Origin of the sequence: Novipirellula herctigrandis (assembly GCA_007859835.1) — a bacterium.
Taxonomy (GTDB): domain Bacteria; phylum Planctomycetota; class Planctomycetia; order Pirellulales; family Pirellulaceae; genus Novipirellula_A; species Novipirellula_A herctigrandis.
Genome location: SJPJ01000001.1, coordinates 2,231,079 through 2,254,006, shown reverse-complemented (window position 1 = coordinate 2,254,006; position 22,928 = coordinate 2,231,079). Strand labels below are relative to the sequence as shown.

Annotated in this window: 18 protein-coding genes and 1 pseudogene; 7 read left to right on the top strand and 12 right to left on the bottom strand. The window is 52.2% G+C overall.

Annotation, left to right across the window (positions count from 1 at the left end; all coding sequences use genetic code 11):
• Positions 1 to 155: 155 nt before the first annotated feature.
• Positions 156 to 623, bottom strand: coding sequence for a hypothetical protein (locus CA13_RS08050; RefSeq protein ID WP_146395403.1), 468 nt, complete (start codon positions 621 to 623; stop codon positions 156 to 158).
• 568 nt (positions 624 to 1,191) lie between these two features.
• Between CA13_RS08050 and CA13_RS08045 the strand changes: the two genes are divergently transcribed.
• Both CA13_RS08045 and CA13_RS34855 read left to right on the top strand, forming a co-directional pair.
• Positions 1,192 to 2,496: an IS4 family transposase gene (locus CA13_RS08045; protein ID WP_146395143.1), complete on the top strand. Its 1,305-nt coding sequence runs from the start codon at positions 1,192 to 1,194 to the stop codon at positions 2,494 to 2,496.
• Positions 2,497 to 2,719: 223 nt separating this feature from the next.
• The gene (locus CA13_RS34855; RefSeq protein WP_419194076.1) at positions 2,720 to 2,863 is read left to right on the top strand and encodes a hypothetical protein; all 144 of its coding nucleotides are present in this window, start codon (positions 2,720 to 2,722) and stop codon (positions 2,861 to 2,863) included.
• Between the two features lie 282 nt (positions 2,864 to 3,145).
• Here CA13_RS34855 and CA13_RS08035 read toward each other — a convergent pair whose 3' ends face one another.
• Both CA13_RS08035 and CA13_RS08030 read right to left on the bottom strand, forming a co-directional pair.
• Positions 3,146 to 3,451, bottom strand: a complete 306-nt coding sequence (locus CA13_RS08035; RefSeq protein ID WP_146395402.1) for a hypothetical protein — start codon at positions 3,449 to 3,451, stop codon at positions 3,146 to 3,148.
• Positions 3,452 to 3,593: 142 nt separating this feature from the next.
• Positions 3,594 to 4,460 (bottom strand): flagellar basal-body rod protein FlgG, encoded by an 867-nt coding sequence (locus tag CA13_RS08030; protein ID WP_146395401.1) that lies wholly within the window; start codon positions 4,458 to 4,460, stop codon positions 3,594 to 3,596.
• A gap of 391 nt (positions 4,461 to 4,851) precedes the next feature.
• Between CA13_RS08030 and CA13_RS08025 the strand changes: the two are divergent.
• Positions 4,852 to 4,932, top strand: a pseudogene (locus CA13_RS08025) (MTH1187 family thiamine-binding protein); the annotation flags it as partial.
• Positions 4,933 to 5,523: 591 nt separating this feature from the next.
• On the opposite strand, the gene CA13_RS08020 reads toward CA13_RS08025, so the two are convergent.
• Positions 5,524 to 6,045: a hypothetical protein gene (locus CA13_RS08020; RefSeq protein ID WP_146395400.1), complete on the bottom strand. Its 522-nt coding sequence runs from the start codon at positions 6,043 to 6,045 to the stop codon at positions 5,524 to 5,526.
• A gap of 385 nt (positions 6,046 to 6,430) precedes the next feature.
• Here CA13_RS08020 and CA13_RS08015 point away from each other — a divergent pair, with 385 nt between their 5' ends.
• From CA13_RS08015 to CA13_RS08000, 4 genes are all read left to right on the top strand, one after another.
• The gene (locus CA13_RS08015) at positions 6,431 to 6,889 is read left to right on the top strand and encodes a DUF1569 domain-containing protein (RefSeq protein WP_146395399.1); all 459 of its coding nucleotides are present in this window, start codon (positions 6,431 to 6,433) and stop codon (positions 6,887 to 6,889) included.
• Positions 6,890 to 7,276: 387 nt separating this feature from the next.
• On the top strand, positions 7,277 to 7,942 hold the full coding sequence (locus CA13_RS08010; protein ID WP_146395398.1) for an ECF-type sigma factor: 666 nt from the start codon (positions 7,277 to 7,279) through the stop codon (positions 7,940 to 7,942).
• Entirely contained in the window at positions 7,890 to 9,668 is a 1,779-nt protein-coding gene (locus CA13_RS08005; protein WP_419194075.1) for a serine/threonine-protein kinase, read from the top strand. The genes CA13_RS08010 and CA13_RS08005 overlap by 53 nt, the downstream gene beginning before the upstream one ends.
• 301 nt (positions 9,669 to 9,969) lie before the next feature.
• Positions 9,970 to 11,337: a Gfo/Idh/MocA family protein gene (locus CA13_RS08000; RefSeq protein ID WP_146395397.1), complete on the top strand. Its 1,368-nt coding sequence runs from the start codon at positions 9,970 to 9,972 to the stop codon at positions 11,335 to 11,337.
• 417 nt (positions 11,338 to 11,754) lie between these two features.
• Here the strand turns inward: CA13_RS08000 and CA13_RS07995 are convergent, their stop codons facing one another.
• From CA13_RS07995 to CA13_RS07960, 8 genes are all read right to left on the bottom strand, one after another.
• The gene (locus CA13_RS07995) at positions 11,755 to 13,371 is read right to left on the bottom strand and encodes a sulfatase family protein (protein ID WP_146395396.1); all 1,617 of its coding nucleotides are present in this window, start codon (positions 13,369 to 13,371) and stop codon (positions 11,755 to 11,757) included.
• 72 nt (positions 13,372 to 13,443) lie between these two features.
• On the bottom strand, positions 13,444 to 15,090 hold the full coding sequence (locus tag CA13_RS07990) for a sulfatase-like hydrolase/transferase (protein WP_146395395.1): 1,647 nt from the start codon (positions 15,088 to 15,090) through the stop codon (positions 13,444 to 13,446).
• Positions 15,091 to 15,206: 116 nt separating this feature from the next.
• Positions 15,207 to 16,700, bottom strand: coding sequence for an alpha-L-fucosidase (locus tag CA13_RS07985; protein WP_419194074.1), 1,494 nt, complete (start codon positions 16,698 to 16,700; stop codon positions 15,207 to 15,209).
• Positions 16,701 to 16,810: 110 nt separating this feature from the next.
• The gene (locus CA13_RS07980) at positions 16,811 to 18,139 is read right to left on the bottom strand and encodes a sulfatase family protein (protein ID WP_419194073.1); all 1,329 of its coding nucleotides are present in this window, start codon (positions 18,137 to 18,139) and stop codon (positions 16,811 to 16,813) included.
• A 50-nt stretch (positions 18,140 to 18,189) separates the two neighbouring features.
• A complete protein-coding gene (locus tag CA13_RS07975; protein ID WP_419194072.1) occupies positions 18,190 to 19,716 on the bottom strand; it encodes an arylsulfatase in 1,527 nt (508 codons plus the stop codon).
• Positions 19,709 to 19,903 (bottom strand): hypothetical protein, encoded by a 195-nt coding sequence (locus tag CA13_RS07970; protein ID WP_146395391.1) that lies wholly within the window; start codon positions 19,901 to 19,903, stop codon positions 19,709 to 19,711. Before CA13_RS07970 ends, CA13_RS07975 begins: the two co-directional genes overlap by 8 nt.
• 130 nt (positions 19,904 to 20,033) lie before the next feature.
• Positions 20,034 to 21,503: an alpha/beta fold hydrolase gene (locus CA13_RS07965; RefSeq protein ID WP_146395390.1), complete on the bottom strand. Its 1,470-nt coding sequence runs from the start codon at positions 21,501 to 21,503 to the stop codon at positions 20,034 to 20,036.
• A 26-nt stretch (positions 21,504 to 21,529) separates the two neighbouring features.
• On the bottom strand, positions 21,530 to 22,756 hold the full coding sequence (locus CA13_RS07960; RefSeq protein WP_146395389.1) for an SGNH/GDSL hydrolase family protein: 1,227 nt from the start codon (positions 22,754 to 22,756) through the stop codon (positions 21,530 to 21,532).
• Positions 22,757 to 22,928 lie beyond the last annotated feature (172 nt).

Sequence of the window (22,928 nt, the reverse complement as noted above, 5' to 3'; positions counted from 1 at the left end):
TGTGGACCAAACGGACGAAAAGGGATCATCAACAGCGCACCCATAGCAGAGCATCAATCGCCCGGAGTGTGATAACGGCAAAGATCACCGAGCCGGAACGATAGACCTAATTACTAATTCGCACGCGCAAGTCCGGCTTCGTGTGCATCGTATTGTTATGTCGCGATTTCGGATGAGTGTAGTTCAACCAGTGAGTTGAAGTCCGAATACACGGCAGTGACATCATTATAACGGAAAGTGTATTTCGCCGTTTCAACACTGAATAGAATTTCCGCCCCGTTAGGAAGGCGATAGACAACCCAAGATCCTTCAATGTCGGGTTTCGGTGCGGACAATTTCGATTGTTTCAGTGTAGCTTTGGCATTCGATTGAGGTAGATCGCGTCTGTCGAAGTCTATTGCTCGGTGAATCTGATGATTGTTGCGATGTTCCGCAGCAGCAATCTTCATTGATTCGGGAATCTCGTCACCATCGCATCCGTCAATTTCCATTCGCATGCCGCACGAGCAATTCATCGAATACGAATAGCCATTGAATCCCCCGACATTGTGAAATTCAGATACTGCGCAGATCGCGACGGTCAAACTGCAGTCCGGACATTTGCGAAACATCTTGTCGCTCATTTGCGATCTCAACTTAGCGACATAACGTCACCGTTCACCGGGCCGCGGCAAACGACATTGATTTCAGAATCCGCGCGGCCCGCGGCTCCGTGTGCAACGGATGGTTATCCGTGGTGAATTTAGGTGGAAGGTCGAATGCCAGTTGTACGTTCCAAAGCAAGACCGAGCAAGCCGATGGTAACCGGAGATTGCTCGCGCAAGCCATCAGGACGTTCCGTCGTCGAGCAACGAATGTCGCCCGAGCACGCCGATGGTCGGTGCGAGGAGGCCCACGCAAGCCATCAGGAGATTGGAAGGTCGAACCAGAAAAGTTGTCCGAGGGAATGGTTCGTCGGGTATATCGTTCACCGGCATCAGCCGCAAGCCAGTGTTGTGACGCCAAGCGAAACAAATGCGTCAGAAAACAAACTGAAACAAACCTCTTTGTTTCAGAAAACAAAATGGGTCAAACCCAATACTGTTCGGCACAAAATTTGCGCACTGTATTTTTGTTAGTTTTGGCACGCGACTTGCGCCAAGTCAACCCAATGCGGATGGTCCGCCATGTTGACACCCCAAGGCCAAAGCTGTGGCAAAAAAGAAACTGCCGAAATGTCGAAAACCTGCTGGCTTCAGCGAGGCAGAACTCGCCCCCGGCGTCACGGCAAAAAGACCTAATGTCGAGTCAAGGATCGATGCCAAAGACATCACTGGCCTGAAGTTCTTCAAACGCATTCGGCCACTACTGGAGTCGCTTCATAGCGTAGGTGCTCAAAGAGACAAGGCCGGTAGTCGTGATCTACACATGGACCAGTACGGCGTTTTGGTGCTGATGTGGCTGTTCAATCCGATTCTGTCCTCGCTGCGGGGACTGCAGCAAGCGAGTGAACTGGAAACTGTACAAAAAAAGTTCGGTGTTGGACGTGCTTCGCTCTCAGAGTCCGTTACCATTTTCGATCCTGAGCCGCTGAAAGAGATTGCAGCCAGTTTGGCTACACAAATCCCATCCGCAGATCCTTCACGGTTCGATGGGATCAAAGACCAATTAACCGCTGTTGATGGTAGCGTTTTCAAAACGGCTGTACGAGTGGCTTCGCTGTCTTGGATTCCGTCCACGGGGCGTGCAGCCGGACGCACCACAACGACAGCGGTTGACGGCTACCGAATGCACACGCACTTTGAAATTCTCCGTGGCGTGCCAGAGCGAGTCGATGCGACACCCGCTAAACCTAAAGGCAAAGATGACGAGAAAATTGCCTTGGCTTCCGTATTGCAACCCGATCGATGTTATGTCACTGATCGAGGCTATGCGAAGTTCGAACTGTTCAATGCGATCCATGCCGCCGACAGCAGTTACATTTGCCGACTACGCGACAACAGCACGCCAAAACGACTCAAAGAACGCCCTCTCACTGATGCGGATCGGGCCGCGGGCGTTCGGCTTGATTGCGAAGTAATACTCGGGGCGCACACATCCAATCGCAAGACCATCGCCACCGATCATCCCGTCCGTTACATCGAGATCGAAGTGCCCTCACACGTTCGCACTGGCAAAGGCGGAGCCAATAGTGACGGAATTCTTCGTGTGGCAACCAGCCTGATGGATGTTCCCGCTGAGCTGATTGCAGAAGCATATCGCCTCAGGTGGCTAATCGAACTATTTTTCAGAATGATCAAACAGCTGCTTGGCTGCCGCCATCTCCTTAGCACGAAGCCCAACGGAGTTGAGATTCAGATGTACCTCGCGATCATCGCGTGCTTTCTGATTCTGATTTACACCGGCGGTCAGCCGAACAAAAGAACTTACGAGATGATTTGCTTCTACTTGCTCGGCTGGGCGTCACTGCAAGAGCTTGAGGCCCACATCAAAAAGCTAAAGTCGAAGAACCATTAGGGACACTGCGCTCCGACCGAACAGAAAGTCTCGGCGGGGTTGCTTGCTGCGCGATAGGAACCAACGGCTGCCAATGAGGTTACCTCGCTCACGTCCATCAATTAGCACTGCCTCCATCACTCCGGCTAGAAATCAGCAAGGGCAAACGGAGTGCCGAACAGTATTGGGTTTGACCCATTTTGTTTTCCCTGCAAAGAGGTTTGACCCATTTTGTTTTCTAAGAATGACACCTCCAACCACCCCCGATCGCTATTGCGATGCCGAGGCGACCAGCGGACGAATGGTCGAACTGATCCAACGGCGGCAAACGGCAGTCATGCTCTGTCATTGGCCGCTACGGGACCGCCAAACAGCTGGCCGAGATTAGTCGTGTGGGGCAACCGGTTAACGCTCGCCGCACCTTTTGCCGCGGAAAGATACTCGTTGCAAGTTGACGGCGATTCCCTTCCCGTGGGCATCTCGTCGATCGTCTTTGGATGCAGGGACTTGGATCGCCAACGAACGAAAACTTGTCGCTTGTTTCGACTTGTCGAAGGGGACGAGCGAGGTCGTGCTGGGAGCGACTTCCCGGGGTCCCGCTCCGCTTGCCAACCGCAAACAACCCTTTGGCGAAGCCTAGCCTACATTTTCCGGTGATGAACGGGCCAGTTCAAGCCGAGAAACGGCGTTTGGTCAGTGGCGGGTTACTGTGAACGATCTCACCTGAATCCGATACCTTCAAATAATAGGATGCCCCAATGTGGACAGCCGTTGAGAAAGCGGAGTCCCCCGTCGGTTTCAACTTCTCCCATAGGTTGACCCGATAGTTGCCGTTGTGGTGCTGACAGACCTCCACATGATGCAGACGGGGTGGCCTGCCGGTTTTCTTTAAAATCTGCGATTTGATCGTTTCCGTGTGGTCGGATTCCGCCACGGGTTCATCTTTCTGTGGAGCGGTCTGAGCGAATTTTGCCATTATTTCCTCGGCTTCGAATATGTGATGAGATGCCCAACTGTAGCGTAACGGCGTTCCGTTCGATACGAGTACGGAGTGGAAAACGCCACCGGTTTCATCGCCCGGGCGGCAAACGGACGATTTGTTGCCCGCACTGGCGATGTCAGCGTGGTCGCAAGGACTCTGCGGAACGTTCAGCCATGAGCATATCGGCTAGGCGTTCGATTAATTCACGGACTAGGTAGCTATCGGATACCTCAATCGTTCCTTGACGAATAACTCCGGCGCCATCTTGCCCCGGCTTCGTCACTCTCGCAGGTCCAGATGCCTCGGTCGCCGAAAACCGATTCTCATCAATCTCCTGTAAGCCACCAGGAATAGCGAACAGTGCCAATTGCATTTGCCCGATCAGCCGCATTTCCGTCTCGCCAGGCAGTGTGCAACTCACTTCCCCATTTGGAAAAACTGTGATGCCAATTGCATCATTCGGAATCTGGATCGATGGCGAGAGTGGGAGGCCAGACCTCGCAGAACCCAACACCAAGTAGCCATTGGCGTCGATGTCGAGATTGCCGACGCGTGCATAAACCTTCGCATCCGTGTTTGGAACGACTGCCTGAAAGAAACCCTGGCCCTCAATCGCAACATCTAAATCGCGACCGGTCGATCTCAGCCGGTTTCGAAGATAGACCCGTGTGCCATCTGGTAGAGTCTTCTTCTTATTGGTCTTCGTCTGTGTTTTACCAATGCGGATCGCGGTTTCGTTTGCACGAGCCGCCAACGCGTCAAGATGCATTCGTAGGCTGTCACGATCCGTTTCTAATGTTGCTCTCGATTCGGAGGTGTTGGTCTGGGCAAGTTCTGTCTCAATCTCGCGAATGTTCGCCGACGCGTCCTTGTAAGCGTTTAAGTAGCTTTCTAGTTCGATCGTCAATAGCTGTATGTTGACGTCAGTTACTCTTTGCGCGTCCTCCGCTTGTATGGAGAAACAAAACGAAACGACAAGTCCGAAGGTTGCTATCAAACGCATTCCCTATCTCATTCGGTCGGAAAACCAGAAACGACAAATCAATGCTATCGATCGTGTAGCAGAAACGCGAAGGACTTGGCAACTGAGAACGCTGAATTCCAACTCGGTCAGTCAGCGACTGCCGGCAGTGATGCCGTCTGGGCCGGTCCGCTTCAAGGACGCCAGAAGCGCCAAGCGTGCAGAACGGAAACGATGAACGCGCATCGGTGATTGCATCCGCAAACTCAGCCCTATGCTATCGCATCCGAAATCATCGCATCCGAAATCAATGTTTGAGACAGATAGACTGTCGTTACCTTCTTAGAACGAAAGCTGCTGCCATTCTCTGCGTGAAGTCTATACGTGATCCTAGAAACGTGTACCTAGTCGGAACACGAGAGGCTTATTGGAGATGAAAGTGATTGTCGATTTGTGTGTCGTCCCGATGGGCGTTGGTGTATCGGTAAGCAAGTACGTAGCTGAGTGCCAAAAGCCAGCACGCCGATGAGTTTTGTCACTCTTGGGAAAGGAAGATCGCGGAATGAGGCCGGACCGCCACCCCGCCCGGCCAAATCAAATTCGGCCCAATTTCAGGAACGGCGAGGAAATCGATTGGCTTGATTGAACATCGCAGTGCCAATCAGTGACAATGCGCACTTACTCGATTGATGACTTTGGCTAGAAAGGAAATTCACAATGGGCGACAAAGGCGGCAAGAAGGACAAAGACAAAAGCAATAAATAGAAGGAGATCAAAAAACAACAGACTGCGAAAGTGAAGCAGGATAAGAATCGGCCGAAGTAAACTGGCCCCGATTGCTGGACCACAAGCCTGGCTCTTTCGACAAGAAGCCCGGCGGGGCGCGAAACCGAAAACACGGTTCGCGAAAGGCAACGAAGAGAAATCGATAAACTGGCGATTCGCGAAGGCTAAGGGAGTGAATGCGAGCGAGTTTTTACTGGCTCTTAAGCAAACGAAGGTCCTTCAGTTTAAGCAGTCTTTGGGCTGGCCTTTTTTGACGTAGCGACGTGCGTGGTTGGTGGTGCCTAGTGTGATTCAGTTGGCAATGTCAAAGCGATACCTATTAATCGTTAGTTTGCGGCGCGGCGTGTTCGCTTGAAAGACGTCGCTGATAGGTTACCCATGCCCTAAATGCAATTACCAAGGGGGGGACAATAATCATCGCGTTGATGCCGATCACGAGCGAAACATCGCCGATAGACATGAAGAGCATTAAGATTGTAATGGCGACCTGTACGGCGGCAACAGCGATGCCGAAGTAAACGCCAATGCGAGTCGATCGAGCAGTGGAAACGACCAGCCCAAGCAAAACCGGAATGTTGGCTAGGAAAAGAATGCCTGCTTTTCGATCGCCGCCGTTGGAGCGAAGAAGTACAATGGTAAAGACGATGAAAGCCACCAAACAGATTGCGGAAACGCCAGAGATGGTGAGCGAACCGTATGTTGTGCGAACGGCGGCAGCCGTGCAAGCAGTCTGTGGCGGTGCATAGGGATTGGGATCGTGTGAAGTCATTACTTCAAGAAACTTATCGAACGGAGTGCCGTAATAACCGATGTCGTAATGGAAGCCAGTAAAATTGGCCATTGAGCTTACCGTCTATTGTACGTTCCGCTGACGCGAGCGGAATCATTGTCCTCTGCGGAATCATTGTCCTCTGCGGAATCGGGTCGCACCAAATTGTATCTGGGCTCGCGATCCTGTTGCAAGTTTTCTGTATTTGATATCTGACCTAGGCATATCGCAACACTGTTCCTCGTATCACACGCGACAACGCATGGTCGCTCGCTCCGCTTCGGCTTGGCCGCCAAGGATGGACACGTGCCGGCGGCCGACGTCGCGAAACATTCAACTAAAAATGTCAATCGTACGGTAAAGATTGTCACGCATCGTATGGTGGAAAACGGTTTCTAGTATTTGTCGATTTCGCTTTTATCCATTCGCTTTTATCCATTCAAGGTACACTCAAGAGATGCCTGAGCTTCGCAAACTTCGATTCAATGATCTTGACGCTGCCGTCGAAGAGGCAATGTCGTTACTTCGTACGGGCTACGAGCGGCAAGGAAATTGGTCGTTGGGACAGATTTGTCGGCACTTGATTCTTGTGCAAGATTTGAGCGTGAATGGTATTCCGAAGTGGATGTCGTTGTTTGCGTTTTTGCGTCCGGTGATGCGCCAGTTTCTTTTGCCGAAACTGATTAGAGGTGATTCGCCTCGGGGGATTCGTACGCCGTCGGTGTTTGTTCCACCCGCCGATCTTGATGACGCTCGGGAAGTCGAATCCTTTGCGAGGAGCGTCGCACAATTGAACTCCCACGTTGGTGAATACGCCCCGCACCCAGCGTTCGGTCAGCTAACTCGGGAACAAATACTTGAGATCCATTCGGCACATGCTGCGCACCATTTACGGTTCCTCATTCCTCGCAGTTAATTTTTTCTATCGAATGAGAATGCTTTGGCGAGGCATTGTCGTCGGCCACTGCCGGGTGGCTTGTGATGGTGGATCCTTCCGGTCTCCGTTCGACTGCCTCAATTGCTCCACCAAGTTTTTGGGGGAGGTTTAGCGGAGGAAGACTCGCGCGGGAGGAATCAGATTTCCCGTGGAATCAAAATACGAGAACGAACATTTCGGTCGGTGAAATTCGCGAATGAACGCAGCAATCTCCAATCCGAATCTCTCTAATCGCAAACTCGGCGTTCCTCTGAAAACCGCTCAACAGTAAGGGCGACATCCGAGTTCGACACTCGTGTAGATGTGGTAATATTACGTTTGCAGACCTTTGTTCCCTTGCCATTTTGCATCTGTTGGCCTTCCCGTATGTCGAAAACCACGAATGTCAGCCACTGGATTCATTTGGTGAAAGCCGGTGATTCGACTGCCGCGAATCGTATTTGGCAGCACTACTTCGACCGTCTCGTACGCTGCGTTCGGGGCCGGATATACGGGCAAAACCGAGCCGTTTCGGACGAAGAAGACATCGTGCTGAGTGTCTTTGACAGCTTCTACAATGCAGCCGAAAAGGGACGGTTTCCGGATTTGGCCGATCGAGACGATCTTTGGCGTCTTTTGTTGCGAATGGCGGCAAGGAAAGCGGTCGACAAACAAAGGCACGACCTGCGGCAGCGACGTGGCGGAAACGTCAGGCTTCATTCTTTGGACCATGCTGATGACGATGGCGCGGTTGAAGATGGCAGGGTCATTGAAGCCATCGGCGACGAACCATCTCCGGAAATGGTGCTGATGATGCAGGAATCGGTGGAACAGTTTTTTTCTCATTTAGGTGTCGGGCAGCTCAGGGATTTAGCGGTTGCCAAGTTAGAAGGGTATTCAAACGCGGAACTCGCAAAGCGTTTTGGCTGCTCTGAGCGGACGATCGAACGTCGTCTGCACCTAATTCGAGAAAAATGTCAGCAGGAATTGGTTGAACAAAATGAACATCCGTCAGAAAAAACTACCGATCGCAGCCCTGGAACGAATCGATGATCTGTGCGCTGATTTTGAACGAAAGTGGCAGTCAAACGAGCCACTATCGATTGAATCGGTGCTTTCCGGGGATGTCTCACCGATCGAACGAGACGTCTTGCTCGCTGAACTCGTTGTTCTGGACATTGACTACCGTCGACGACGAGGTGAAACGCCGACGAAGCAGGAATACCTCGACCGATTTCCGGAAGTTTCCCAAGCGATCAACGATGCCCTGAACGAAGGCGACAAACGGGCAGGCTCGTTTGAACCGCCGACCGTAGGTGGTCTGGCCGAACTTTTTCCGTCGCTGGAAATTATCGAGCTCATTGGCGCCGGTGGCATGGGCGCCGTTTACAAGGCCCGCCAACCAGGGCTCGATCGTCTTGTTGCGCTGAAAATTCTGCCCGAGGAATTTGGTCACGATGTCAAATTCGCGCTGCGTTTTACGCGGGAAGCTCGGACGCTGGCAAAACTGAGTCACGCCAACATCGTGTCTGTTTATGAATTCGGAAAGGTGGAAGACACCTATTACTTCCTCATGGAATTCGTGGATGGTTCAACGCTTCGAGAGGTTGTAAGGGCTGGCCAATTGGCGCCCGAACATGCACTGGCGATCGTGCCGCACCTCTGCGATGCGCTTCAGTACGCACACGACAAAGGTGTTGTCCACCGCGACATCAAGCCCGAGAACATCTTGATTGCCGCTGACGGGTCGGTGAAGATCGCGGATTTTGGCCTCTCGCGGATACTTGGAAACGAAAGCCAACAAGAGATGCTTACGGGAACGCATCAGGTGATGGGTACCCCTCGGTACATGGCTCCGGAACAAATGGAAGGTTCGCACGGCGTCGATCACCGTGCGGACATCTATTCGTTGGGGGTTGTCTTCTATGAAATGCTGACCGGCGAACTGCCGATTGGACGTTTCGCAGCGCCGTCGAAGAAAGTTAAAATTGATGTGCGCCTCGATGAAGTCGTACTGCGGACCCTTGAAAAGGAACCGCGGCGCCGCTACCAGCACGCCAGCCAGATTAAGTCCGACGTGCAATCGATTACTTCGACCAGTGATTCAGGGCTTGCGATTACGGTTGCCAGGGATGAAGAACTTCGGGACCACAACGGAGACGACAAAGAAACCGACGCCGTAAGTTTGGCACAGCAGGAGCTCGCCGGACGGATGTTACTAACACGGCGCCAACTAATGGCACGTGTCGAAAATTCACTGCGCCCGCTATTCCGCGGCCAGATGTTGCAGGTGTTGATCGGCATTGCACTGATTGTTCTAGGCGTGCAGTGCTGGGCTCGAAATACCCAAATTCCGCATCGCGTTGCAAGTGGAGCCATTTTGCACGTGTACGGTGTGATCGTGATATCTCAAGCGTTGCTCGTCTGCACTCGAATCCGAAGAATCGACTACTCGAAATCCGTTGTCGACATCCGCAGCAAACTCGACAGCCTGCGATCCGGCTACCTGCGAGCCGGGATTATCATCGGGTTTGTTTGGTGGCTGATGTGGATTCCCGTTGTCGTTGCCATCGGTTTTGACGCCGTGCTACATCCATATTCTCTGATTGTCTCGTTAGTCGTCGGGATCATCGGTTTCGTGGTCTCCGTCTGGCTGTACTGGCGTGTGCTGAGATCGGCCAACACATCCGCTGAGTCATGGAGAAGGAAACTTGCTGGTGAGAGCATTGCCACCGCGTATCTCGCACTCGACGAAATCGAAGACGCTCAAATCCGCTGACGCAACGGGGAAAGAAGTCAAGATCGCTGGCATGCGCGTTGCCGTCGATGTGAATCATTTGTTTAGGTGCGAACTCATCCACCCGCCAACAATGCGAACTTGGCGGTTTTACCAATTCCGCCCTTTCGTGAAACGCTCCAAAGAGCGGAATTAATTCGCCTCGCCAGCCTATTGGACTCACGCAGCGATAGCTGTTCGTTTAGAATAGTTGTCAGGCGTTTGGCGACGCTGCCATGCCCCAACGACGGGGGGTGTTAAATACCTGCCTCATCGAGTTTACAAATTTCAAAGAGATATTTGCATGTCCACTCCACTAAATCCTACTCGCCGCCAATTTTTGGGAAGCATCGCTGCCGGTTCGGCTGGTGTGATGATGTCCACTTCCGGTCACGTCTTCGGAGCTTCATCGCCAAGCGATCGGCCCGTTTTTGCCACCATTGGGTTGCGGAACCAGGGTTGGACGATCACCGACAAATCGACCAAGTTTGCGGACTTTGCAGCCTTTGCCGATGTCGACGCCGATGTGTTGGGATCGAATATCGAAAAGCTTGAGAACAAGACTGGCAAAAAGGCTGACGGGTATAAGGATTACCGGAAGTTACTGGAACGCGACGACATCGATGCGGTCATGATCGGAGCGCCGGATCATTGGCACACGAAGATCTCGGTCGAAGCGATGTTGGCCGGCAAGGACGTCTACTGCGAAAAGCCGCTGACGTTAACTATCGACGAGGGTAAATTGATCGAGAAGATCGTCAAGCAAACCGGACGCGTCTTCCAGGTCGGAACGATGCAGCGGACCGAATGCTCTCAGCGATTCGTCAAAGCGGTCGCGCTGATCCGAGACGGCCGGATCGGCGAGGTCCGTAGAGTTACTTGTGGCATCAACGGTGCCACAGGCTCGCCGGTCATCCCGGCTATTGATGTTCCCGAAGGACTCGATTGGGATATGTGGCTTGGCCCTGCCCCCATGGTGCCCTACCGTGCCTTGCCTGAGATGCGAAAAGGTTACGGTGGCGGTGTGCCACTTTATACCAATTGTCACTACGCCTGGCGTAATTGGTATGAATATTCCGGCGGCCAGATGAATGATTGGGGGGCCCACCACGTTGACATTGCGACATGGGCGTTGGGTGCGAGCGACACCGGACCGAATAAGGTCACACCGGTGAGCTATTCGCTACCGGTCGAGTATGAGAATGGCTATCCGACCGTCAGCGATCAATACAATTCGCCGACCAAGTTTGAAATCCACGCCAACATGCCCGGTGACATTCCGATGATCATTACTAGCGAGGGTGACAATGGCATTTTGTTCGAGGGTACCAAGGGACGCTTCTTCGTCAATCGCGGTAAGTTAGTGGGCAAACCGGTCGAGGACTTGGAAAGCAATCCGTTGCCCGAAGGAGCAGTGGAGGAAGTCTACGGCGGCCCAGTAAGCGAAAATCACTCCGCTAACTTCATCGCGGCGATGAATGCTCGCGAGCAACCTATTTCCGATGTTTGGACCCACAACCGAATGCTCGAAACCTGTCACCTCGCGAATATCTCGATCCGCCTGGGACGCGAACTGAATTGGGATCCGGACGCCCGTCAGATTGTCGGCGACGAAGAAGCCAATGCGTTCCTGAGCCGCGAGAGTCGCAAAGGTTACGAGATCGACATGTAGGGTGCTTGTTCGCCAGGACGATGAAGTAATCATTGTCCACCCACCCTCCGTTCGTTCATCAAAAACGGATCGAAGGTTCGGTGTCACACAGACACCGAGCCTTTTTTTCGTACCCGGATCGAAACGGTCGACGCACACGACAACCCTGCATGGGCTAGTAGCGGAGACGGTCTAGTGCGCGGCGTGAAAAACCGCAGACGAGGATTCGAGCGTCTGCTGGCCCACCTTTTCGGAAGTTTGAAGAGTGACCGGATGAAGTGTGGAAATTTTGAAAGCCACGGATGAACACAAAATTTCACGGATTCGGCTGGTTGTTGATCCGAATGAAACCGCGCACTCCTCTCGCGCCGGATACGCTTGTCGTCCAAGGGCACTATACGCGAGCGAATCGATTCAAAACGGCATTCCGTATCATGATTAAAATGCCGAAATTTCAGCTTTCAAAGCTGCACTGAACTTTTCTTGCTCCTCAAAGTAACGTCCGTCGTCGACCAGTCGTGGGTCTCCGGTCGTTTCAAGTTCCGTCATGAGGTGATTCTGCAATCGCTTCACCACCGTGCGATATTCCGGCTGCATGGCGACGTTGTTGATCTGATGCGGATCCTTTTTTAGGTCGTAGAGTTCAAGACGCGGTCGTTTGCCGTAGGCCCGGTCGAAGTACGGACGCCAAGCCGGATCTTTGCGATGCGTAACCAACCAGGCTTTGGTGGGACTGGCATCTTCATCGGGCAGAGTCGTCTTGGTTGATGCCATGATGGCATCCGCGTCTGGCTCTTCGGGAGTATCGAGCTTGTAGGGATCGCCTATGGGATAGCGATCCGGTTTGAAGTTGATGATGAATAAATGATCTCGCGTGCGGATGGCGCGCTGAGGATACGGAAGATTGCCCGCTCGAGCCGTGGGCACATGCCGCTCGCGCCCGATGTAGACTTGTGTGCGGGAAGCATCTACCCAGCCCTCGGCATCAGACTCGAGCACCGTCCACAGGGATTGAGCGGTCATCGCCTCAGGAACGGCGACATTTCCTGCTTCTAAAAACGTGGGCGCCAAGTCGGGCAAGGTGACGAAGTCTTCCACGACTCGGCCACCTGTCACCCCCGGCCCAGACAGCACTAAAGGCACCCGCGATCCGAAGTCGTAAAGGTTGCATTTGCCATGAGGGAATCCTGGCGCACCGTGGTCACCTGAAACAGCGATGATCGTGTTTTCGTATTCGCCTGTCTGCTTCAGTTCATCCAGCAAAGCCCCGATAGCCATATCGAACGCCATGGCTTGGCCAAAGTAATCGTTAAGATCCTCTCGCACTTCGGGAACGTCAGGCAGGAACGGCGGCAGCTTGCCTTTTAGTGCAATCGGATCGGTTCCCCACTGCGTTGCACCGGAACCCTTCAGCCATTTGCGGTGAGTAGTGGTCGGCCCAAACAAAAAACAGAACGGCTTCCCGTCTTCTCTGGCGGCAAGAAAATCGCGGAAGTTCTGACGGACCTCCGACATCACATTTTGCTTGGCCTCCTCAAGCGACTTGCCCTTTTTCACACTGGCGGCAACCGTATAGGAGATGTGACAGATGGATCTCCCTGCTTTGTTGTACTTAGCCCGCTCGCCGCCGTGAGGCGCATTCATCGGCGCGCCTGGGCCCCACACTTTGTTGGCAAAGCCGATGTGGTACCCCGCTTTTTCGAGCAAAAGCGGATATGCCGGGTTCGAGTCATCCCAGGCACTCGTTAAGACGGCCCCTGTACCAGTCCGCCAAAAATGCTGTCCTGACATCAGGGCACTTCGGCATGGCGTGCATGATGGAGAACTGACGTAAGCGTTGTTGAACAGTACCCCCTCCCGCGCCAACGCATCAAAGTGTGGGGTTTGGATGGTGTCGTTCATCGTACCCGGGCCATCCACCTCGGCATAAATACTGGCGTGCCGTCCCCAATCGTCAGCAAACAGGAACAGGATATTCGGTTGGTCGGCAGCAGAGGCAGTAGCCGCTGCGAGCAAACATAGTGCGACGATCAGAAATGTTGAGTTGCGTTTCACGTGTTCTTCCCTGTTCGATTTTTAACATTTCAAAATTGTGATACGGATGTCTCGCCCGTGCAGGTTCAGGTCTTAGATATCCGAATTCATGTTGCTGTGGATCGACACCTTCGGCTTGCCCATGCCCCGCGCGTTTTTGATCTCCACTTTCCACGCCGCTCTGAGTTCATCAAGTGTCGTCTGGTGTCCTGGTTCGTTGATCAGGTTGTGCACCTCGTTGGGGTCCTCCGCCAAATGATACAGCTCTTCATACACCGGTTTCTCACCACTGACCGGATCTTCCACGAAACTGCGATACACCGCGAACTGGCTCTCGTGCACCTCATACAGCATCACCCGCAACGGAATCTTGAACTCCTTTGCCAGCTTGGTTTTTTGAACAGCGGATAAATTCTCGTTCTTGTAGTAACGAATGTACTTCCACTCTTCGGTCTGAACCGCTTCGCACCTCGGGTTGCCGAAAACGGTCGACCACAAGTTTTCGGTATACAAATAATCGCGCACTTTTGGCTGTCTGCCGTTAGCAAAAGCCGCGATATCTTTCCCCTGCATTGCTTCCGGAATACCTACCCCTGCCAAGGAAAGGATGGTCGGCGCAATATCAATGGTTTGCACTAAGGCGTCACTGCGGAATCCGGTTTTCTGCGTGGGGTTATAAATGAGCATTGGGACATGCGTCGTTTTCTCGTAACACAGCGACTTCCCTCCCAAGCCATGCTCGCCCATAAACAAACCGTGATCAGAGGCATAAATGAGGATGGTGTTCTGGTCGAGATCCAGTTGCCTAAGCTTTTCACGCAATGAGCCGACCAGCCGATCCACGCCCGTCAAACACTGCATCTGACGAATGGTGCACTCGCGTTGTGTTTCTGGTGTATCAACGTAGTCGTAACCTGTTTGGCGATCCTCGGCATGATGCAGCCAAGCCGGAAGTTTCGGTGTTTTGATATCTGCCTTCGCAATATAATTTTCAGGAAGCGGAATATCCTGATCGCGATACAGCGTGCGATACATCTCATCATCCGTGTCCCGTTGACGCATCGTCCGAGTGGTCGCGCCATGCGGGATATTGAAATTCAAGTTCAACAAAAAGGGGCGATCATCCGGTCGGGCGTCCAGGAAATTAATCGCACCTTTCAGGCGGCGCGCGTTCGGATCTAGAAACTGGTCCACACCCTCTTCGAGGATTTCAACCTGTGTATCGGCAAGAGCATCCATGTAAATATCCCGGTACTCCTTCGGATAGAAAAACACACCGCCATGACTGGCGTACCAATAATCAAAACTCCTTTCGACGAGCCCGGTCTCATAGCCGTTCTTGCCAATGGGAGAATGATTCTTGCCAATGTACCCGGTGTAGTAACCCGCTTTGCGCATCAGAACCGGATAGGACTGCGCCCACGCTTCCTCCGAAATCGCGGTTGCTGAGTTGAAGTTCACACTGTGTTTTCGCTCAAACTGGCCCAGCAGAATTGACACCCGACTTGGCGTACAAATGGCACTGCTGACATGAGCATTTGTGAACAGCACGCTCTCGCTAGCCAATTGATCGAGATGAGGCGTCTGAATGATTTCATTCCCCGTGCATCCCATCATTCCGTACGACTGGTCATCGGTGAGTATGAAGATAATATTTGGGCGTTCTGGCTGCTTCGCCTCTCCGCTGATCGTGATCAATGCGATCAGCACGCCACTCAGGATGACAAGTATTCGTTTCATATCGATTGATAGTCTCTTAACGTTGTTACACCTGATCTCACGTCGATGCGATAGCTCATGATATCTCGCTTTCATGCGATGAAGATGAGGGCTTAGCGCAGATCACATGAACAGCATTACTGGGTTTCGATTTTATAGACCAACGCCGCATCGGCTTCGGCCGGTTTTTGACTAGGAGAGGTAACCAAAAGACCCTCATTCGTTTTCTTCCATTCGATTATTTCTTTGCTTCCCAGCACCGTAACCGCTTTGATTTCCATGTCCTTGGCTTTACCCGCAAACGTCTTCAGAGCGATTTCCTGATTCGCGCCCGGCCATCCCAGTTGGATCGCGTAAACCGTTTTCCCATTTCGGGTATAGCGGACATCTTGGGCATTCAGATTGTTGAGACCAGCCTTGATGTGCCCGTAGGCATTCCATTCATCCTCAGGTCGTCTCTTCAGCTCGGTCGGTCCTTGACCGAATTCAACGAACGGACGCGTATCGTAGATCGCTTCTCCGTACAGTTTCAGCCAGGCACCGATCCCATTCATCGCCACAACTTGCTCTTCCGGAATAATACCTTCTGCCATCGGGGCAGCAGCCAGGATCATCACTCCGTTTTTACTGACCACCTCGGCCAGAATGCGAATGGCTTTATTCGGATTGATGGCGGTCCGCTTATCTTTGTTGTAACCCCATGAACTGCCTAGCTGAAAATCGGTCACCCAAACTTCTGGAGCGATATCTTCGATCGTTGCACGTTCCAGGTTCACCACCGCCAAATCGGTGGGAAAGAATGTGCCCTTGGTATTGACAACCACCTCTTTATTGAGCTCTCCGGCCTTGTTGAAGTAGTTGGCCAAAAACTGTTTGCGATGCTCTTCCGTGATATATCCCTGAGCAAAATCCATCCAGATGTAATCCGGACACCAAGCATCAATCACCTCGTCCAGTTTACCCAGCCAAATGTCACACTCTTCTTCGTAAGTCGTCCGTCCGTAAAAAACACGGTACTGATCATCTTGGGGAATCTCTTCCAGTTCATCCATCCAAAGGTATTTGCTGACGGGACGAAGCGCGCTGTTTTCTCGTTTTGGATAAAAATACATATGAAAACCGTGATGAAAGGTCGTCATAAACTTCAGATCGCGCGCCTTCACCTCGCGGGCAATCTCTTTCACCACATCAATTCCCGGGCCCATGTCCTTTGAGTTGAATGGGTTTACTTCACTTTCCCAAAGCGAAAAACCATCATGGTGCTCGGCAATCGTTCCGATAAACTTCGCGCCCATCTGTTCGAACTGGTCCACCCAATCTTTGGCATCAAATTTCTCCGCCTTCCACTCTGGGATAAAATCGTGATAGTGCTTGTCTCGGCCATACGTCTGCGTGTGATAATCGTACACGCCTTCGCCCCAACCTTTTCGGGTCGGAGTGTACATCCAGCGGCCGTACCATTCGTTTCCGTTGGCGGGAACATTGTAGACGCCCCAATGGAAATAGACTCCCAGTTTGGCATCCGCAAACCATTCCGGTGAAGGCTGGTGTTGTTTTAGACTTTTCCAGTCAGGAGTATACGTTTCCTGTGCCACAGCAGTCTGGATCAGCCCGAAAACAGCTGCTGTCATTAAAATGCTTCTTAATGTTCTCATTATTGAACCTAGTGATTTTCCATTTGGCGTCGTAGTAGGCATATTGCAGCGGCTCATTCAAGCAGCTACGTAGGAGTAGCGGAAGTTTACCAGCACCCCTGATTGTTGGTTTCTACCTCAGCCTTGTCGTCGTTGGAATTCGTCGCTTCCAAGTCGATCTTGTCGATAACGGCTTTGAGGTTCAGGCGAGTCTTTTGTGCCTTGGCATCGATGCCCTCAGGCGTTAACGGACTCTGCTCTAGTTCATCCGCTGGCACGTTGTAAAACTTACCGCTGGAATCGAGTTTGTAGGTTTGGTTTCTGGCGAACACTTTGGCACTGCCGTTGCGTTTCCCGTCGCGTTGATACCAGCAGTAGACCCAATCTCGGGGAGTCATTGGCTCACCTTTGAGCAGCGGCAGAAAGCTGCGCCCGTCAATGACACGATCCTGAGGCACGGATCCTCCGCCAAGATCAGCAAGCGTTGGCAACAGATCAGAGAAATCCACTAGCTCCTGGCTGACCTGCCCTGGCTTGATCGTCCCGGGCCAGTTGGCAATGAACGGAACGTGTGTGCCGGCATTGGGCGTTGTCCCTTTTCCACCCATTATGTCTTTGCCTTTGTAGCGAGTGGTAACTTTTTTATCTGTTCCGTTGTCGCAGGTGAGAATGATCAGGGTGTTTTCACTCAGGCCAAGCTCGACGATTGCTTGTTCCACCTTTCCGACCATCTTATCGGCATAGGCCACCATGTCTCGGAAGTAATAGCTTTTCAAATCGAGATCCGTTTTGTTCTTGTCGTATTTTTTTCCATCCGGAGTTTTGTGGAACGGAAAATGAGGCAGCACCATCGGGTAATAGACAAAGAACGGTTCTTCCTTGTTCCGCTTCATAAAGTCAATCAGATAATTGGTAATGACTTCCGGTCCATACTCGCCCGGATAATCGACCTCCTTGCCATTCATTTCCAATCCCGGGTCATCAAATCGGGAAGGACGACGCGTCAGTTGCCAAAGACAGTATTCATCAAAACCAAAATTCGTTGGTCCCTTCACACCTCCTCCCAACTGCCACTTTCCGGCCACACACGTCTTGTAGCCCGCGTTCTTCATCACGTTGCCGAATGTGATTTCGTTCGGTTGTAACGCTCCAAATCCGGTGTAATTTCTCGCGTTGTAACGGCCTGTCATGATCTGAACGCGTGAGGGCGTGCAAACAAGTTGCGAATACGCGTGCTCAAAGCGAATTCCCTCAGCGGCTAGGCGGTCCAGATTTGGAGTTTTGTAGACGGACGTTGCGCCATTCGCCCCCAGGCATTCGTAGCCCATATCGTCCGCCATGATGAGCACGATGTTGGGTTGCGAAGCGATCAGGAACGAGGGCGTGCTGGCCAGCAGTATTACCATCACCCATAGAAGCATGTTGTTTCGTCGCATTGTTGTGTTCCTTTTTCGTCGATCATTCAAAAAGCCTCTCAATGCAAGAGTTACTTTTTCCGCCAATGAGCATCCCATAGCACGGACATTTCCTGGACTAGCTCAGGATGCTGTGCGGCGATGTCTTCGGTTTCGGTTCGGTTCTCGGACAAGTTGTAAAGCTCCCAGTCCTGTTTGCCTTCTCTGACGATTTTGTAGTCACCCTTCACAACGGCCGATGTGCCAGCATGTCTGAAAAAATAGGCGTGATCCCTGTTTACCGTTTCCCCCTCGAGCACGGGCACCAATGAAAGGCTATTGTGCGGCGCAATGGCGTGGCTATTTAGCTTGGTCGGATAATCAACACCGGCGAGTTCCAAACATGTGGCCATCATGTCGATCACATGACCGCGCTGAGTGGATATAGATCCGGCCTTGGCTTTGAGGCCGGCAGGCCAGTGCATAATGGCCGGTGTCAGAGCGCCTCCGTTATGCACGTTCTTCTTGTATCGACGCATCGGAGTGTTCTGCGCATTGGCCCAATTGGGGCCTACCGCGCTGAAGGTCAACGGACCACCCATTTTTGCACTGAAGTCGTTGCCTACAGCAACCGTCTCTCCCCGCAACTTTGCCTTCCCCTGAATGTAGGACGCAGCTCCCGCATGAGGGATTTCAGCGCAGGCTCCGTTGTCGTGAAAATAGACGATCAGCGTATTTTTAAATTGTCCGGTGCGTTTGAGTGCCTTAACCATTCGCCCCACAGCCTGATCCATATGGTCGACCATCGCAGCATAGATCGCCATTTGACGAACCCGCCATGGTTTATGCTCGACATCCTCCCACGCGGGAACGCCCGGTTCCATGGGCGGAAGCGGGAATCGTTTTCTGTCAATAACTCCCATCTCCAGCATCCGCGCGTAACGCTCATCGCGGAGATGCACCCAGCCATTTCCATACCGAATTACGTAATTTTGGATCGTTTCCTCGGGTGCGTGCATCGGCCAATGTGGCGTAGTAAAAGCGACATACTGAAAGAACGGTCGGTCCGTTTTGGCGAAACCTTCAATTTGGCGAACCGCCTCTGTACCGATTTGGTCCGTGTAATAGAAGCCTTCGTCGGCGACGATTTCTTCGGTGTTGCGGGTGAGCGTGTGAGGATCGAAATGGGAACCTGCACCCGAAAGCGTGCCGTAGAAATCATCAAAACCACGTTGGGCGGGCGAGTTCGGTCCGGCAGGCCCTTCGGCTTTGCCTCCCGCGTGCCATTTGCCTGACATGGCTGTGTCGTATCCGGCAGTCTTCAGGATTTGCGGGATCGTAACGTGTTTCGGCGTCTTCAACCATTCGATATAGCATCCGCTCAAAAGAGCCGAACGCGTCGGCCAGCAACGAGCGCAGTTATAGAACTCGGTAAATCGCAGCCCATCGGCGGCCAGTGAATCGAGGTTCGGAGTTTCGATTTCTCCCCCGAAGCAACCCATATCGGAGTAGCCCATATCGTCGGTGAGGATCACAATGATATTTGGGCGTTCGGCTACCGACAGGGACGCACCGAGCGACAGCAAAAGAGCGACAGACGTGATGCTTATTCTACTCATTTTTGTTTTCGACATTTGTAACCGGAACGGTTCGCCTTTTTAACTTGAAGATGTCTGCGTACTCGCGCTGCATGGTGTCGATGCGTTTCTTTTGCTCGACAAGGTTAATGAAATTGCCTTTTGGTTTTTCTTGCAAGTTGTAAAGTGCGATCGGTTCAAACTTCGACAGTTCGTGATCGCTTTGCATGATCAAATTCCATGGCCACTTACGATGCAAAACCTCTTTCATTTCATTGTTGCCGGGGCTTTGATTGGTCGAAACTTCTGGTTGCTGTGTCGTATCAATCTAGTGGGTCACAATGTTTGGGAGGCCACGCTTACTTGTGGATCTCACCGAGGTAATCTGACGCCGTCGGAACCCACGTGCGGTTGTACTTTGCTACCCCTTTGTATTCGCTGAATCGTGTGGTGCCGGCCGGATCTAATGATTGTCCCAGCTTATTGAGCGTCTCCGGAGAAGTGCTGGGCCAGACACCTGTATCCAGACGCTGATTCATCGTCTCAATCGCAGCCAACCACTCCGCCACGCTGAAACTACAGTGTCCCCACCTATCGACGTACGCACTGCGAAAGAGTTTTGAATGGCCCTTTTCACGGACCAATTCTTCATAGCCCTGAGCCATCGCAGGATAGACCAAGCCATCGCCGACGGTGTGTATGCGAAAGAGCGGAACCCTCGGCTCGCCAACGTGCGTGCGGCCGGGAACGCTCCAGTATTTGAGCGCAGCCGGGTCAGGCTTGATGCGCCGAGCAGCATTGATTCTTTTTAGATCTGCCTCAAGACTCTGACCAGATTGCTCATAGAGAGTTTCAACCGCCGTTTTGTAGAGCCGATTGCCGTTGTGATAGAGGGCAGCGTAGTCAACATCGGTATTCGACCTTAACTGTCCATGCCCTGCGAGCTCCAGCATGGTCGTCCCCTTCGTTTTGCTGTTTGGCAGAAGCATCGCCATACTGTGATACATGCTTTCTTGAAGCGTGTGAACATCGGTGGGGTCGGGCTTCGGAACAGCGGACGTCCCCCGACCACCCCATGCCGGCCACTGGCCAATCGTGATCGCAAGCGCGATGCGGGCACGGCCCTCGGGCGTTTGCTGAGCTTTGTCGATGGCGTCTTTCCAGTTGTTTCCAAGTTCAGATAAGCTCGGTGCATCAAGACCGCCCAGATTTACGATAGGCAAGTCCGGAGCGAGCAAAGCCTGCATCACGAAAAGTCCATCAAGATGAGTGTTGGCCATCCATTGACTCGTGGCCCCACAGGCCGCTATCGCTCCATCAATTCGGTCAGAATACTTCTCGGCCATAGACAGCGAGACCGTGCCGCCCCCCGAACACCCCATTTGAATAATCCATTTTGGCTTTCCGAATGTCGCCTCGAAAATATCGAAGATGGAAATGAAATCATGAGCTTCGCGGGCAGGATCATAGTTCTCGAATCGGTCAGACCGCCGGGTGGTTCCGGAAAGTGCATAGCCTTTCTCCAGCAGAAGTAGGCTCAGTCTTGAATTTGCTTTGTTGCGATAATCCAGATCATTTAGCAGTGTTCCATTCCAGTTTACCGGAACACGGATCATGAACTTTGTCCCCCGAACTGGAAGTACAGCGTCTACTTCCCGATATTTCAATTTTGATCTGACACCGGGGGCGATTTCAGATACTTCTGGCAGGTTCCAAGTTTCAGAAGCAGTTTCAATCGTCTCGGTCTGCGCAATGGCGGTGCCGATCGCTCCAGCCCAAAACACTGAAGTCGCAGTTAGACATTTGAGCAATGCAACCATTCGATTCATATCCAATCGTCCCTTCGTGAGCTGATCTATTCACCGACGACCAGAAACTGACCAAGCTGGCAGGATTTTCCTTCGGCCAATGAAACAACTTTCACAATGGTAGTGTGGGAGCCAGATCCAACTTCTTTGGTGAAGATGTACTTCGATTGCCGGTTGCCGCTTCGGGATGCCAAGTCATAAATCTTCGCGGGGCCACCATCGGTCGAAACTTCGATTTTTACTTGGTCCTTGCCCTGCAGAACTGCGGTAAGGCCCAGCATGAACCCGTCCCACTGGAGTGTGAGCGTTTCGTCAACAGAGTCAGTCTTCATCGCCTCATCGAAAATCGTTTTATCACCACCGTTCTTGTCAGTGAGATCGGCATTGATGTCGGTTGAACCACTCAGGTCGACGCTTTGCCACCCGGCACTAAAACGGGCTCTGGTTACCGGAACCATCGTGGCGTTCGAAAACGCATTTTCTTTCAGCGGTTTTGGTATCACATTGGCTCCGGCAGTACCGTGATCTTCGATTGCCTTGAATGATCGCACGACGATGTCTCGATAGATGTCGTGCCCCGCTTCCACTGGATGTACACCGTCTTTGGAAAACAGGATTTTCCCATCGACAGGCTTATTCGCCTGAAACACAAGTTTGTTTTCGTTGAGTTGCTTGACGACTTCGAGTCCAAAATCAATGGAAGTGATCCCATAGTGGTTGGCAACGGCTTCGATGGGTCTCCCTGCCGAAGTCTGTTTTCCTTTTTCGATATCGGAGAGCATCCATTTAGCGATGGTGTACACGATGCAAATTTCGGCATTCGGATTGTGATTCCAAATCTGAGGAATCAGGCCTTCAAACGCACGACCTTGAAATGCCCCGCCGTCGTTCACCCGGTACTCAATGAAAATCATGTCCGGGTCATGAGCCAATAAGTGGTTCCCGATTCGACAGGCTCCGAAATCAGGGCCTGTTCCTCCAATGGCAGCGTTGACGTGCTTTAATTTTGCCTTGGGATACTCGCTCTTGAGCCAATCGAACGTTTTGCTTCGCCACAGTCCGCCATTGGTAATACTGCCACCGATGTAACCCACGGTGATGTCTTCACCCGCTTTGAGCTTCTGGAAAAAGTTTGGCAGGCCATCACGAACTCTCAGTTCTTCCGCTTTGGAAATGTCGTGATCGTATGGCGTTTGTGCAAACAGGCAACTCGCACTGAACATCATCAACAGGCTAAGGATCAACAGGCTAAGGACGGTGTGTTTTGGATTCATTTTCAACTCAATTGACAGGTGGCGTTTTGGGATTTCGCTCACAGCGGTTGTAGTTCGTTCAATTCCAACAGACTTCCATTTGGATACGAGGTAATCGCAGGTCGGCCACGAAATTGGAAGGAATCCCCAAAAAAACTTACGAACATGATTTTTCGCGATATCGCAAATGAAA

Bases quoted from the DNA above. Each gene is read 5' to 3' on its own strand.
- CA13_RS08050 (WP_146395403.1), bottom strand. From the start codon at position 623: ATGAGCGACAAGATGTTTCGCAAATGTCCGGACTGCAGTTTGACCGTC.
- CA13_RS34855 (WP_419194076.1), top strand. From the start codon at position 2,720: ATGACACCTCCAACCACCCCCGATCGCTATTGCGATGCCGAGGCGACC.
- CA13_RS08035 (WP_146395402.1), bottom strand. From the start codon at position 3,451: ATGGCAAAATTCGCTCAGACCGCTCCACAGAAAGATGAACCCGTGGCG.
- CA13_RS08030 (WP_146395401.1), bottom strand. From the start codon at position 4,460: ATGCGTTTGATAGCAACCTTCGGACTTGTCGTTTCGTTTTGTTTCTCC.
- CA13_RS08020 (WP_146395400.1), bottom strand. From the start codon at position 6,045: ATGGCCAATTTTACTGGCTTCCATTACGACATCGGTTATTACGGCACT.
- CA13_RS08015 (WP_146395399.1), top strand. From the start codon at position 6,431: ATGCCTGAGCTTCGCAAACTTCGATTCAATGATCTTGACGCTGCCGTC.
- CA13_RS08010 (WP_146395398.1), top strand. From the start codon at position 7,277: ATGTCGAAAACCACGAATGTCAGCCACTGGATTCATTTGGTGAAAGCC.
- CA13_RS08005 (WP_419194075.1), top strand. From the start codon at position 7,890: ATGAACATCCGTCAGAAAAAACTACCGATCGCAGCCCTGGAACGAATC.
- CA13_RS08000 (WP_146395397.1), top strand. From the start codon at position 9,970: ATGTCCACTCCACTAAATCCTACTCGCCGCCAATTTTTGGGAAGCATC.
- CA13_RS07990 (WP_146395395.1), bottom strand. From the start codon at position 15,090: ATGAAACGAATACTTGTCATCCTGAGTGGCGTGCTGATCGCATTGATC.
- CA13_RS07985 (WP_419194074.1), bottom strand. From the start codon at position 16,700: ATGACAGCAGCTGTTTTCGGGCTGATCCAGACTGCTGTGGCACAGGAA.
- CA13_RS07980 (WP_419194073.1), bottom strand. From the start codon at position 18,139: ATGCGACGAAACAACATGCTTCTATGGGTGATGGTAATACTGCTGGCC.
- CA13_RS07975 (WP_419194072.1), bottom strand. From the start codon at position 19,716: ATGAGTAGAATAAGCATCACGTCTGTCGCTCTTTTGCTGTCGCTCGGT.
- CA13_RS07970 (WP_146395391.1), bottom strand. From the start codon at position 19,903: ATGCAAAGCGATCACGAACTGTCGAAGTTTGAACCGATCGCACTTTAC.
- CA13_RS07965 (WP_146395390.1), bottom strand. From the start codon at position 21,503: ATGAATCGAATGGTTGCATTGCTCAAATGTCTAACTGCGACTTCAGTG.
- CA13_RS07960 (WP_146395389.1), bottom strand. From the start codon at position 22,756: ATGAATCCAAAACACACCGTCCTTAGCCTGTTGATCCTTAGCCTGTTG.